Annotated in this window: 16 protein-coding genes and 1 pseudogene; 5 read left to right on the top strand and 12 right to left on the bottom strand. The window is 43.4% G+C overall.

Going from position 1 to position 13204, the window contains the following annotated elements; genetic code table 11:
* From IM515_RS01545 to IM515_RS01535, 4 genes and pseudogenes are all read right to left on the bottom strand, one after another.
* Positions 1–1142, bottom strand: a 1142-nt coding sequence (locus IM515_RS01545; protein WP_287697832.1) for a protein kinase domain-containing protein, incomplete at its 3' end; no start/stop codon positions are given.
* A gap of 166 nt (positions 1143–1308) precedes the next feature.
* Positions 1309–1416, bottom strand: a pseudogene (locus IM515_RS26075) (serine/threonine-protein kinase); the annotation flags it as partial.
* A gap of 424 nt (positions 1417–1840) precedes the next feature.
* Entirely contained in the window at positions 1841–3013 is a 1173-nt protein-coding gene (locus IM515_RS01540; RefSeq protein WP_287627156.1) for a CBS domain-containing protein, read from the bottom strand.
* 238 nt (positions 3014–3251) lie between these two features.
* Complete coding sequence (locus IM515_RS01535) at positions 3252–3692, bottom strand: recombinase family protein (protein WP_346304798.1); 441 nt, start codon at positions 3690–3692, stop codon at positions 3252–3254.
* Between the two features lie 274 nt (positions 3693–3966).
* On the opposite strand from IM515_RS01535, the gene trxA reads away from it, so the two are divergent.
* The 3 genes from trxA to IM515_RS01520 all read left to right on the top strand — a co-directional run bounded on the left by trxA (position 3967) and on the right by IM515_RS01520 (position 5366).
* Positions 3967–4290 (top strand): thioredoxin, encoded by a 324-nt coding sequence (trxA, locus tag IM515_RS01530; RefSeq protein ID WP_002790231.1) that lies wholly within the window; start codon positions 3967–3969, stop codon positions 4288–4290.
* A gap of 80 nt (positions 4291–4370) precedes the next feature.
* Positions 4371–4697, top strand: coding sequence for a hypothetical protein (locus tag IM515_RS01525; RefSeq protein WP_002770516.1), 327 nt, complete (start codon positions 4371–4373; stop codon positions 4695–4697).
* A gap of 51 nt (positions 4698–4748) precedes the next feature.
* Positions 4749–5366, top strand: a complete 618-nt coding sequence (locus IM515_RS01520; protein WP_002770514.1) for a CP12 domain-containing protein — start codon at positions 4749–4751, stop codon at positions 5364–5366.
* A 255-nt stretch (positions 5367–5621) separates the two neighbouring features.
* Here IM515_RS01520 and IM515_RS01515 read toward each other — a convergent pair whose 3' ends face one another.
* From IM515_RS01515 to IM515_RS01490, 6 genes are all read right to left on the bottom strand, one after another.
* Positions 5622–5909: a BrnA antitoxin family protein gene (locus IM515_RS01515; protein ID WP_002790271.1), complete on the bottom strand. Its 288-nt coding sequence runs from the start codon at positions 5907–5909 to the stop codon at positions 5622–5624.
* On the bottom strand, positions 5890–6180 hold the full coding sequence (locus IM515_RS01510) for a BrnT family toxin (RefSeq protein WP_002770510.1): 291 nt from the start codon (positions 6178–6180) through the stop codon (positions 5890–5892). The genes IM515_RS01515 and IM515_RS01510 overlap by 20 nt, the downstream gene beginning before the upstream one ends.
* 397 nt (positions 6181–6577) lie before the next feature.
* Complete coding sequence (locus tag IM515_RS01505; RefSeq protein WP_287627154.1) at positions 6578–6988, bottom strand: putative toxin-antitoxin system toxin component, PIN family; 411 nt, start codon at positions 6986–6988, stop codon at positions 6578–6580.
* Positions 6978–7184 (bottom strand): hypothetical protein, encoded by a 207-nt coding sequence (locus tag IM515_RS01500; RefSeq protein ID WP_185237093.1) that lies wholly within the window; start codon positions 7182–7184, stop codon positions 6978–6980. Before IM515_RS01500 ends, IM515_RS01505 begins: the two co-directional genes overlap by 11 nt.
* Before the next feature lie 495 nt (positions 7185–7679).
* Entirely contained in the window at positions 7680–9242 is a 1563-nt protein-coding gene (locus IM515_RS01495; RefSeq protein ID WP_287627153.1) for an iron uptake porin, read from the bottom strand.
* Between the two features lie 729 nt (positions 9243–9971).
* Positions 9972–10535, bottom strand: a complete 564-nt coding sequence (locus IM515_RS01490) for a thylakoid membrane photosystem I accumulation factor (protein WP_287627158.1) — start codon at positions 10533–10535, stop codon at positions 9972–9974.
* A 444-nt stretch (positions 10536–10979) separates the two neighbouring features.
* Between IM515_RS01490 and IM515_RS01485 the strand changes: the two genes are divergently transcribed.
* Both IM515_RS01485 and IM515_RS01480 read left to right on the top strand, forming a co-directional pair.
* Positions 10980–11474 carry a J domain-containing protein gene (locus IM515_RS01485; protein WP_193959840.1) on the top strand — a complete coding sequence of 165 codons (495 nt, stop codon included), beginning with the start codon at positions 10980–10982 and terminating at the stop codon, positions 11472–11474.
* A gap of 9 nt (positions 11475–11483) precedes the next feature.
* A complete protein-coding gene (locus tag IM515_RS01480) occupies positions 11484–11756 on the top strand; it encodes a DUF3143 domain-containing protein (RefSeq protein ID WP_002770501.1) in 273 nt (90 codons plus the stop codon).
* Between the two features lie 127 nt (positions 11757–11883).
* On the opposite strand, the gene arsS is transcribed toward IM515_RS01480, so the two are convergent.
* Complete coding sequence (gene arsS / locus IM515_RS01475; protein ID WP_287627152.1) at positions 11884–12861, bottom strand: arsenosugar biosynthesis radical SAM (seleno)protein ArsS; 978 nt, start codon at positions 12859–12861, stop codon at positions 11884–11886.
* A gap of 229 nt (positions 12862–13090) precedes the next feature.
* A partial coding sequence (locus tag IM515_RS01470) for a transposase (protein ID WP_130758671.1) occupies positions 13091–13204 on the bottom strand: 114 nt, incomplete at its 5' end.

Genomic DNA, 13204 nt, shown 5'->3' with positions numbered 1-13204 from the left:
TGACAAAAAGCTTGAGCATCGTTCCAACTAACATTTTCTACCGGATTTTGGGGATTGTTTTGAAACTTAGAGGGATTGGTTCCCATTACTGCTTCATATTGTGCCTGAGTCACTGGATATTTCCCAATCGCAAAACTGTTGACTTTAACTTGGTGTTGAGGCTTTTCCGAATCCCTAGCATCGGGATCACTGTCAGGAGAACCCATGAGAAATTGACCTGCTAGTAAGCTCACCATCTCCAGTGTTACTCGATTGGGTAGTTTTTCGGTAAATGGAGTAGGTGAAACAGGCTTTTTGACTGCTGCCGGTGCTGGTGGAGGTGACGGGGGAGAATTCCATCCCAGAGGTTGTAAGGCATTTAAAACCTGTTGTGCTGTCCATCTTTGTTTTCTATCTTTTTGCAAACACCCTTCAATAATCGGTTTAAACTCTTTCGGTAAACTAGGTATTTGTAGCTCACAATTCATCACCTTTGCCATTAATTGATTAATATCATTATTGAACTTATAGGGAAGTTGATTAGTGGTCATTTCGATTAACATAATACCTAATGACCACAGATCCCAAGCTGAGGAAATATCACCCCTAAAGGCTTCAGGAGGCATATAAATAATTGTACCGCTATTGTGGACGGTTTGAGTGTGGCTTTTGTTATTTAAAGTTCTAATTAAGCCAAAATCTGCTAACTTGTATTGTTGATTAACCTTGAGTATATTACCCGGTTTTAAATCTCGATGGACTTTATTTTGTCCATGAAGATAATTTAAGCCCTGGGCGACTTGAGCAGTAATATTTTTAATTTCACTTGATGATAAACCGCCTTTGGCGATGTGATTTTCTAGGCTACCCTGTGCCAATTCCATCACTAAATAAAGCATTTCAGTATTGAGAAAAGTAAATTCTCCCACCGAATAAGCCTTAATTAAATTAGAATGTTCTAACTTTCTGTCATTTTGTAATTCAATTAATTTATCATCGCTACTTTCGGGGATAACTTTAATGGCAACTTCTTGAACCGATGTATTTCTGACCATTTCACTAGCATGAAACACACCGCCAAAACCACCCGCACCGAGAAACTTATTAAGACGATAAGAGTTTATTCGTTTCCCTTCTAACATCTTCATCATTTGTTCTAGCATAATAATAACTCCTGAATTAATCAATTTTTACGTTGTGTAACTATCCTATTAAGTGAGTGGTTATAATTATTAAATTGAAGATAGATTGTGCCTTTGATCCCCCCTTGATCCCCCCTTGATAAGGGGGGCGCAGATCCGCCCTAGATAAGGGGCGCATATCCTCCCTTTCACTAGCATGAAATACACCCCCAAAACCACCCGCACCAAGAAACTTATTAAGACGATAAGAGTTTATTCGTTGCCCTTCTAACATCTTCATCATTTGTTCTAGCATAATAATAACTCCTGAATTAATCAATTTTTACGTTGTGTAACTATCCTATTAAGTGAGTGGTTTTAACGAAGGTAGGGGACAAAAGGCAAAAGGCAAAAGCTTTATCGAAATGTGTAATTAATTTTGCTGAGGTACTTATTGAATTATAAGACAGATGTGCCTTTGATTGGGTGCATCTCATTTTTGTAAATCTACTAATTTGGGATTTTTAAGGGGAAACTTTCTCCTAAAATTGGGCGTTACTTTCGGTTTTATCACTCAATCCAAGGCTCTTCTAGGTTCTGTGTGATAAGTTTAACTTACTCTATGATCGATCAATCTTTGTGTCCTCTGTGTCTTTGTGGTTCCTTCCACCCCCTCGCTAGGAGGAATGTATCTTTTGAATACATTTTACCCACCAAACCTAAGAGATCCGAACAGCTTACTAAGAGCTAATTTCACGACCGAGGTACTCAAGCTTCTCTAGAACAGATTGAAGCAAAGATCGCCGCTGCTCGACGACAATATCTAAGTTAGTCAACATATACTTTACGTCTTTGTAAGCATTGTCCAGCAAGGCTAGTAATAATTCGCGATCGCCAGCAATCTCTTTTTCTGATCGGTCACAAGTTGGTTGAAGTAATAAGTCCGCTGGTGGGGAAGGAAGGGAGGGCGATCGCTCGGACTCTAGCTGTTGAATCGTTTGTTGTAAATTTTCAATCACCCCATACATTTCCATCGGGTCAAAAACCCTTAACAGACTGGTTTGTGTGACAATGCCCAACCCGCGACCCCAGTTCCAAGAAACCACCAAACGCCCCACCCGCCGTTTTTGCATTTCCTGATGGGCCGTCCACAGGGAATCCTCCGGGTTGAGAAGAAATAACGGCGTACTCATCACCGTCTGGGCCTTAGTTTTGTGCAGATCGATTTGAACTGCTTGAAACTGGACAAGATCTCGCTCTGTCACAATACCAACGGGGTAGTCATTGTCTTGGGAATTTCTCTGGGTGATCACCACACAACTGACACGATGTTCGGCCATTAACTGGGCCAATTGCAAGACTGTAGCGGTGAGTGGGGCCTGTACCACTTGAGTGGTCATCACATCCGATACGCGACGAAACCGCAATAGATTGGCCGGACGCAATATCTGGCGAATACTTTCATGGGAAATCACCCCGATTAACTGTCCTTGGTTATCGACAATCGGCAAATGGCGAATGCGGTAGCGCCGAAACAAAAATAGGGCAGCAAAAATGTCTTGAGCAGATTGCTGGGGTAACGTGATCAGGGGATGGACCATCACATCGGCAACGGTTGTCTCGGTCAGGTTAATTCCTTGAGCGGTGAGTCGCACCACATCCCGTTCTGTCAAAATTCCTAATAGCTCTTGCCCCTGCACCACCAGCAGACAGCTAACACGCACCTCTCCGGCCGGAGCAGCTAGAGGGGATAGGTCATCGGTGAGTAAACACAGACGACTATGGGCCTGACCGATCATGGCGATCGCATCTGCCAGGGAAGTGGTTGGCGGCACCGTCAAGGGTTGGCGATTGATCGCTTTTTCCAGATCGGGGGCCCAACTCAGAGGTGTATCGAGGGACATCAGCACCATCCTGCGATCGCAAAGGCTAAGATAGACAGAACAGCCACTGGGCAAAGAACCCAGACTCTCAGAGTTGCCAAAACCCGTTCTAAAACTATCTCAAAGTGTAGCGTCATTTAACTTTTTCCTAAAAGATGTAACGTTTTGTTACAATTTTTATTAAACTCGTAAAGATTTTAGACCCACTTCGGTGTATCATAGAGGGATGTAACAGGTTAAAGCCTGAAACTTTTTATTTAGAGGTTATTCAGCCTTTAATGGTTTCAGGGGCGACATCACCGGGCGCTGGGGTGAGTACTTCCGGGTTCTGGTCGGACTGAGGGGTTACTCCAGAAATTCTGGACACCTTTCCATAAAGTCGATCTAGCACCCGCTTTACGGAAATACGCTGCCATAGTAAACCGCGTTTGGTGGTGTAGCCCTGTTCATTAAGCCAATCGGCGATCTTCTGCAAGGATTTCCCTGATTTGTGATGACGGCGAATCAGTTCAATGACCCGGCACTCTTCCGGATCATCCACTAATTCCCCATCGATCGATCGTTGTCCAAAGGCAGGGGAGCCGTAGCCAGCATAACCACCGTTGTTTGCTTTTGCTTGTCTGCCTTGTTCTAGCCGCTCCCAGGCAGATAAATCGTTGGAAGGGGTCGCTGTCATAGGGTATCTAAATGCAACAACTTGCAAAACCATATTATCGCAACTTAACGTCGCAAATTTGTTTTGATTGGGGGCAGCCGTTGACGACTTACACAGTAAAACCCCTGCATGAGCAGGGACTAGATGTCACCATCGATGTCTGGGACAACCAAACTATAGACGATACCCCCGGGAGGCGGACAAAGTTAAAGGGTCAAAAGCCAAGCATTTTTAGAGGAGGAGCGGTTCAAAGCTGAATTTATATTCTAAAACCCAGCGAGCAGAGAATTTGTCCTAAGTTACACAGCATCAATTTGGAGATATAAACATGGGTACGGCTACATTTATTCAAGATGAAACTGAATTTGATTCCCTCTTAAAGAGTGAATCAGTGTTGGTGGTAGATTGCACAGCAACCTGGTGTGGACCTTGCAAACTGGTGGCACCGTTGATCGATCGATTGGCCGATGACTATCGCGATCGTGCCAAAGTCTTCAAACTTGACCTAGACAGTAACAAACTCGTGGCCAAACGCTTTGGGATTAGAAGTATTCCTGCTGTCATGGTATTTAAACAGGGGGAATTGATAGAAACATTAGTTGGGGTTAAACCCTATGAAGAATTTACGGCAGCCGTAGAACGACAATTATAGTCTTCCACCGCGAACAAACACTCTGGGCAAACCTCCGACGTTGACCCTTTCCTTCTCACACCACTATTTAATTTTGAGGTATGGCGATGAACAAGCTTATAGAAATTCGGTGTCCTAACTGTGGCAGCGTAGCTCAACGGCTCTTGAGCGATCGCCTACCCGCAGGATATAAGTGTCCGGCCCGACAGGTTGCTCAGACGGAATGCCCAGTGTGTGATTATTTCATCGCCATGTGTTGGCAAAATGGCGCTGTGCTGGAGGCCTATGCTCCCGGCATTCAGGGGAACACAGCTGCGGCCATGCCGTCCCAGCCCCAACCAGCGATCGCCGATTGGTCTTTGTCATCTGTATTCAAAGTGGCACTCAGCCCACAAGAGTCTAGGAAATTGCTATCGGGGCAACCCTAGTCAACTTTTGCATTTATACCAGTTCTTTCATTTAAAAAAACCAAACCATATATGCTGCAAGCTCAAGAAATTATGACCCAAAACGTTGTCACCATTCGTGGTTCGGCAACGGTTGCCGATGCCGTGAAATTGATGAAAGAAAAAAAACTGCGGGGTTTGATTGTCGAACCGCGCCATGAACAGGACCCTTATGGAATTGTCACCGAAACCGACATCGTTTACAAAGTGGCGGCCTTTGGCCACGATCCTAAAACTATGCGGGTTTACGAAATTATGGCCAAGCCCTGTGTGGTTGTCAATCCCGAACTGGGGGTGGAATATGTGGCCCGGTTATTTGCTCAAACCCGCATTCGCCGCGCACCGGTGATTCAGGGTAAAACTTTGCTGGGCATTATTTCTGTCAGTGATATTCTCTTCAAGAGCGATTTTGTTGAAAAGCCCAAGCGGTTGTTCATTGAAGATGAAATTGAAGCAGCCCGGGAAGACGCACGGGCAATTTGTGCGGCCAAGGGTGAGACCTCTCCAGATTGCGCCGCGGCCTGGGATGTGGTGGAGGAACTCCAGGCCGAAGCCTCCCATCAACGGGCCAAAAAACAGGGGAGTAACTCATTTCAGGCTTACTGCGAAGCCAATCCCGATGCCTTAGAGTGCCGCATTTATGAGGATTAAATCCTTGCAGGTTTTAGGAAAATCGATCGCCTTAAGTAGGGTTGGCTGAAAAAGTTTTTCCTGGGGGCAGGGGGGGTGTGGGGTTTTACCCATTTTCAGGTGGTAAATTAGCTAATTTTCAGGGAATTGGCTTTACTCCTTTTGAGTTTGTCACTGCCAGTAGCCCTCCCAATCCACCGAAAAAGAAACCACAAAAGTAGGCTAAATTGCCTCTAAAAATACCATAAATGCCCCTTCAATCAATCTTGATGGGGTTTATTTTTTTGCCCGTGTTTCCACATATTCTCGCAGGGCGCGATTAATACTGGTCTGATACCCCTCCTCTTGTGTGGCCTGGGTTTTGAACCAGTCTATCAGGTCAGCATCAAGGCTTAGAGTGATCTGCTGTTTGAGCGGACGATAAAACACACCACGCCGCGCCTTGCTCCAATCTCCCGTAGCCTCTGGGATCAGATCTGTGCGGATAGGCTCTTGTGATGCGGCTAGAGCGTCAATTTCAGCCTGTATCTCTGGCGGTACTGGATTAGAATCTCCCTTGTTCATAAGCCCTCCTTTCATGGGCTGTTGCCCTGCGTGCGCTAATAATTCGTCCCGTTTCTTCTCCTGTCACTGAATCAGACTCTGGCCAAGTATGCACCACAAACACAGTCAGTTTACCGATCAGTCCGATAGTCTGCCAGCGTTCTTCCTCTGGGTATGGATCAGGACGGCTGACAGCGAGAGGATCGGCAAAAACATATTGAGCGGCTTCAAAGCTCAAGCCGTGATCGCGCTTGTTTGTCCGATTTTTGTTGTCGTCCCATGTCCACTTCAATTTTACTCTCCAAATGTAGCTATATTATGGTTACTACATTAATTTTTATCAACATTGTATTTGCGCTAACGCAATCGCAATAAAATTTACCCCTATCGGGATCATAACATTATCCAGATATAATGCCAGTATCACTACCGATTTAGCAGCAAGAGCAAGCTAAACAAATTAGTCATCATCAAAAGATAACAGTTTTAGGAGGATTGGTGAATTATCATCCCTTTCGGCTTCGGTGCAGCTTCAACCCTCAAGCGCTAACTAAAACACTCTAAATCAACCAAAAAAGAAACCACAAAAGTTGGCTAAATTGCCTCTAAAAATACCATAAATGCCCCTTCATTCAATCTTGAGTGGGTTTATTTTTTTGCATTCCTCCCTCAAAAAATTCTCAGGGACACTAGAAAATAACTAAAAACTCTGCTGGAGTAATAATTGGAATCCCTTGATAAGTATTGAGAATTAAAAGATCTTTATCGCCTGTTATGATGTATTGTGCCATTCCAGATACAGCTAATTCTAAGAATTTATTATCATCTAAATCGGAACAAACTCTCGTTTCATGCCATATATCAACAAATAAGCTCCTATTTTTAAGAGACGACAAGAAATCTAACTTATCATCTTTTTCTAAATATTTGTCAAATTTATTTTTACTTATTCTCGTTGCCAATTCTTGATAAGTTGCCTCGCTCTGGAGAATAGTAAATTGACTGACTGCTATATTGATTACTTTTTTGGGTGTTCCTAGGGGATTTAGTAAAGCACTAATAAAAACATTTGTATCTATAACAACTCGATTAGGATTCATCTACTAATAGTTCTGTTAGTTTATCTTCTGTCAAACCTTTAGCTTGAGCTTTTTTGCCGACTTTATCCATAATTGAGATAAGACTTTCTGAATTTTCCTCAATTGTCAGATTAACTTCTTGTTCAGGAGAAAGACCTAACTGAGCGATTAGTGTAGGAATCTCCGATACCTTAATATTTTTGATAACTTGTTTCATGGCTTAACTAGGTAACTAGGTGTATCTTCAACTTTCATTGTACTCTATTTAATCACATTTAACAGTGTTTGTGGTTCTTCGGTTTGTCTTATGCAATCGACGGGGTTATAAGGAATGAAACCCTTATAGAGACAGACATTGCCGCAATTTTTGTCAATTGTTTGCGATCTGGAGCGAACTAATCAATTAAATCTCTTGCCAGATAAGGATTTAGTCGATTTATGCCCCCCTATCGAACCATACCAAGTCCCGAAGAGCCACAGTGTTCCTCAAATCGTCCTTGACCTCTTCGCCACAACTTCAACCCTCAAGCATAAACTAAAACCCTCTAAATCCATCAAAAAAGAAACCACAAAAGTAGGCTAAATTGCTTCTAAAAATACCATAAATGCCCCTTCATTCAGTTAGTTTAGAGTGCGGAACGGCAGCCAGTGGAGAAATGATGTTAAATTCGGTCATATTTTATCTTTATTTCTGACTGGCTGCCTAGACAAATCAGAAAGTAAAAGTCGTGCGGATAGTACCGATAACTAAGGTGGAATTGTTGTTATTTGAGTTAGGAGAAGTAATCACGATTACCCCCGGAGTAAGGGCAATATTATCGGTGATTTTCCACTCATAAAATCCTTCAATATGAAAGGAAGTATCGGGATCATTAGTGGCACTGCCATCATTTAATCTAATACTAGAACTAGATACCCAGGGCTGCATACCAACAATAATCCCCGCCGTATTTCCTTCCTTAAATAAATCAGGAAAAGCCAAAGTTACCGCCCAATTCCAGATATCTAAATCCCCGCGTTCTAGTTGTCCATCTAAGGTGCTAAGAGTTCTCGCTTTTGTGTAACCACCCCAACCACCGAGGACAAAACCATCGACAATTCGCCAAGTAAATTGTAAACCCAAACTATTATTAATTGTCGGGACAGCCTCGCCGAATAGCTCTTCGGTGAAAAATCGGAAATTCGAGCGCTGGCTTCCCGTTCCCGTATCTAATTGGTTATAACCATGAAAGTAGGATAAAGCAATGCCAAAATTCTCGTTTGGAACATAACCCACCTGCCCTAGGGCAGTATAGGAACCGTTAAATAAACCCGCACCCGGGTTAGGATCGTTAGCATCCCCAGCAAGATAACCGGCGCTGAATTGCAAAGCCCCATAATTACCCTGTAAACCGAGTCCAGTTTGTCCGGGGGCAAAATAAAGGGGATTGCGGGTACCAAAATCGGAAAGCGCCCCACTAGCACCATCTCCATCCAAAAAGTTGAGGGTATTGGTAAAGTCATCTTTAGCACCTCCCGTCGCTTCTAACCAGAGTTGGATATTTTCCGTTAGGGGGAAACTGTAGTTTAAAACTTCTAGCAATAAATCGTTGCCGTCGGGTTGGGTAAAGGCTAAGGTACTTTGAAAAGTTCCGGTGGTATCGGCTAAATCGGCAATATTTCCCGTTGCTAGACGGGTATAGAGTAAATCTTTACCTGTGAAGCTAGTATTTAATTCTAAACGGGCCCGATAACCAAAAGCTGGCACTTGGGGAATCCCTTCACCACCGTTTTTTTCTCCTGTGGCTACCCCATATAATGCCATCACCACTTCCCCAGTTAATTTAGTAGTGGTGGAAAATTGATTATTTTCCAGAAAAGCGACTCGATTTTCTAAGTTATCAACTCTTGCCCCTAGTGCTGCTAATTCTGTCTCAAATTCCTTGACTAATCGCTTGATTTTGTCTAGATCTTCTTTTAATACCGCTACTCCTTCTTGAATCAATCTTTCTAGGGTATTTAAGCAGGAATTCAACCCCGCGGCAAATTCCCAACGAGTTAAAGCGCGTTCACCGCGAAAAGTGCGGTCAGGATAACCTACTATACAACCATACCTCTCCACGAGACTTCTTAAGGCCTCAAAAGCCCAGGCGGTGGGAGAAACATCCCGCAATTGATTCACCGTCGTCACCTGTGCCATGGGGTTACTAGAGAGGGTTTCGAGACTATTAGCCAGTACCGGACCAGAAAAACCCAGTAATATCGCTGCTGTTAGGAAATTTTGCTTGATTTTCATTGCTGTCTCCCACACCTATAAGAATGATTCTTATTATCAATGTAATCAGGTTAGCAAACTTTTTCCAGTTTGGCACTGTTGCCAATATTTTTTAAGTGTTATTTAAGATAAAATCTGGCTCTCTTAGGTTTGGTGGGTAAAATGTATTCTAAGATACAGTCCTGCGGGCGAGCGAGCGGAAGGAACCACAGAGACACAGAGGACACAAAGATTGATCGCTTCTATAGTAAGTTAAACTGATCACACAAAGAATAAGAGAGCCAAAATCTGAACTGCCTAGCATTTATTGGTTCAAATAAATCTTAAATGATAATAAAAACAATAAGTACCTAAGCAAAATTAATTACACATCTAAGCCACTACTCCGTAAGACTTCTGCTGATGTGAGCAAACAGAGAACTGAAAACCCAAATCCGATACCTAATAGCTGTCTCCCGTCTCGGAGTCTCGGAGTCTCGGAGTCTCGACTAGGAAATTAATTTTGCACGACTAAGCTAAGACGTATTTAAACTGCTTATTCTTGGATTAGCCGAATCTCCTCCAATCCCCCCGATGTCGGGGGGCAGGGGGGTTGCCTCTTGCCCCTTGCCTCGTCTCAACAAGCAATTTAAATTACGAACAGCTTACTTAGGTAAATAATTTTATTGTTCCTACAAACAAGATAGAGACGCTGCTGACAGCATCTCTAAATGATTATTTTTGGTTCAATTGAGGATAAAAAAGAGGTAACTAGCGCAATTCAGCGTTAAACTCGTTAAAAGAGCGTCTTTTTAACTCCAGCGATTGCGTTCGAGGCAGAAGATCAAAAACCTTTCTTAAGACATCATCCACATCTTCGTATTTAACATTGCCCAAACCATCATAAACCACTTTACCCTGTTGGTCTAAAACCACCGTTTGGGGAACCCCACCGCGATAATAGTAACCCGGTTCATCGGCACGATAGGAAGACTTTAAGGGGATAGAATCGACACTTACGGGGATAATACTGGCGGCGCGACCATAAAACTCTTGAAAACGGGAGACAATCGCCGCAAATCGCTTACAATCACTACTATCATCCAAATAATAGACAATAATAGCCGGAATTTTCCGTTGAAAAGTTTCCGCTAAATTTAAACGCGGTGGTACGAGGGAACCATTACCCGCATAGACCACAAAAATATTACCATCAAGGCGATCGTCATCGATTCCCGCATAGGCGCTAGGGGTTAGCCAAGGAGAGAAACTCGTCAGAGCAACAATGAGAAAGACAAGAAAGATCTGAAGACGCAGCCGATAACGAGATTTCATGATCAACAGGGTTAAAATATTAAGACAATTTTTAGTTTGACATACCCCACGCCGTAAACGGACGTGGATTCTTCTAGCATCACTGCTGAGAATTTCTGGCTCAACGAGTCCACTTGAATTAGATTCCTGGCGAAATCCCACCCAGAGGTGGTTCTCTCCTCAGACTTTCGCTCCCTTACAGAAGCCTGTTTTCGTATGCCCTACGATACAGTTCAAAACCTCTAAAATAATTGGTTTCTCTGGTACTTGACGCTTAGAGCTTTTACCTATAGGAGCATTCCCCTATAGAACCCCATAACTCTAGTTTTCAAGGTGCGTTCATCCTGCGATGACTGGGTTTTTTAAGCGGTTGCTTACCCGGCCCGCTATTCTTAATATCATACATCAGATCAAGTCGCCCTAAAAGGGCGAGGCTTTAAACCCAATTTTTCGGTAAAAAATCTTGTGACCTTCGAGCGCGATAATTCCCAAACTACTCCGCGAGTCATTGCCGCTAACTCGCGCTTTGCCAATACCTATTATGCCATTCTAGGACTACATCCGAGTGCCTCGGTGATCGAAGTGCGACGCGCTTATCGGGAACTCAGTAAACGATACCACCCCGATACTACCGAACTCAGCCCCGAAGTGGCAACGGTTAAATTCCAGCGTCTTAACGAAGCTTATGCCACCCTGAGTAATCCCGATCGCCGTTCCCTGTATGATTTACAGATAGGTTACTCGCGCTGGAATGTCATCCAAACTATCCCGGATGGCGATCAACCCATAGCTAATCGTAGCGCCTATCTCGATCCTACCGATCGCCCCCTATCTTCGGGAGAGATTTTTGCTTTGTTTATCTTGGCACTCACCCTGCTCGGCTGCTTGTTACTGGCGGTGATTATTGCTATGCTTCGAGGAGAGAATGCTGTCACTGTAGCCCAATTATTTTTGATTTAGATTCATGCGATGAAGATTCCCACTGCCGATACTCCCCTCTATAATCATCCCTTACCGGCGATCGAAGCATGGCTAGTTAAATTAGGTTGTCGGAAAAATACCGAGAATGTTCACTGTTGGACTGTGGAAAAACCGACATGGAAAGCGGAAATCTGCCTCGATATCGAAGAAATCACCGTTCGTTACTTTCGAGCAGCCAATGACGGCAGTGATATCAATCGCGCTTTTAAATACTCCCTTAGTCGCCAAGATATCGAATCGGCGGTTTTTTCCGGTCCCTAATCATTAGCCAAACTTTTAACTATCTAACATTACTCGTTAAGACAGTGCCGGAGTTGGTAGCAGGGAGAGCTAGTCCGAGCATTTGTACTAAATTTTCCGAGACTGGCTGTCAATCCAGTACACTTGTTCAGGTTGAAATCAAAGCTCCTCCACAACTGGAACCGCTGCCGGCAGTGCAACCGTAGCAATAGGAAGCGGTTTGTACCTCTGCAATTACATCTAAACTATCCCCTTGTAATAAATCCGGCAGGGTTAATTTTTGGCATTGACTGGTGCAAGCGGACAGATCCTCCATCTGATTAAAATCGCAGTCATAGATATTACCCAAATAATCGATCGAAAGCTGATTACGACACATCAAATGCTCGACAGTATCGCCATTAAAATGGTCTTCGAGGAATTGAAGATAGGGTTGATAGAGTTGCCGGTGTTCCAGATGGAAGCGCGTCCTTCCGACGGGTAGGTTAGTGATAGTAAATAGATTGTTAAAAGAAATATTAAAATGTTCTTGCAAGAACTTTTTGTAATCCCGTGTCAGGGATACCTGATCTGGTGTGAGAGAAAAATTATCTGACTTAGGAATCTGGGGATTATAGACTAAATCCACAATCAAATTCGGCTCTTGAGCGTAGCCGAGACGGTTTAACCATTGTAAAGCGGCGATCGAGCGATCATAGACTCCCAGACCGCGCATTTTATCCACATTATCGGCAAGATAACAGGGTAAAGAAGCCACCACCCGCAGTTGATGGCCAGCGCAATATTCAGGAATATCAGTAAATCCTTTCTCGAAATAAATAGTTAAATTCGAGCGCACAATTACCTGTTTCCCAGCTTTTCTAGAGATTTCCACAATCGGCTTAAAACCGTAGAGCATTTCCGGGGCGCCGCCGGTCAGATCGACGGTTTTAATTTGGGTAAATCTTGCGATCAGTTCGATAATTTGTTCGCACACTTCTGGAGTCATTTCTTCGGAACGACCTGGACTAGCTTCCACATGACAATGGCTACAAGCAAGGTTACATCTTTTCCCCAAATTAATTTGCAGAACCGAGATTTTTTGCTTAGTTAAAGGAGTTTTTAGTTTCTCAACAAAAGGAGTCATGGGAGAGTAAACAGTAAACAGTAATTAGTAATCAGTAATCAGTAATCAGTAATCAGTAAATAGTAATCAGTGACCAATAACTAATCAATGATAACTGATAAGTAGGGAGGCACAATTATTTATAGGATGGGTTAGCGGTAGCGTAAACTATGCGGGCGTTGGGTTTCATGCTTCAACCCAACCTACGTTCATCTTATATTTAAGGCTCTTCGTTACTCTTTATGCTAAATCAACAGACAAGATGCCAAGATAACATACTTCTAACCCAAAAATTACGAAAGTTTCTAAAGCCATAGCCTCTCCGTTTTATTAGTTTAAGTTTATTGTTGATTCCCTCGACCAC

The organism is Microcystis sp. M44BS1 (assembly GCF_020244875.1).
GTDB lineage: Bacteria > Cyanobacteriota > Cyanobacteriia > Cyanobacteriales > Microcystaceae > Microcystis > Microcystis panniformis.
The sequence above is the reverse complement of the archived record's forward strand: the minus strand, read 5'-3'. Positions and strand labels throughout refer to the sequence as shown.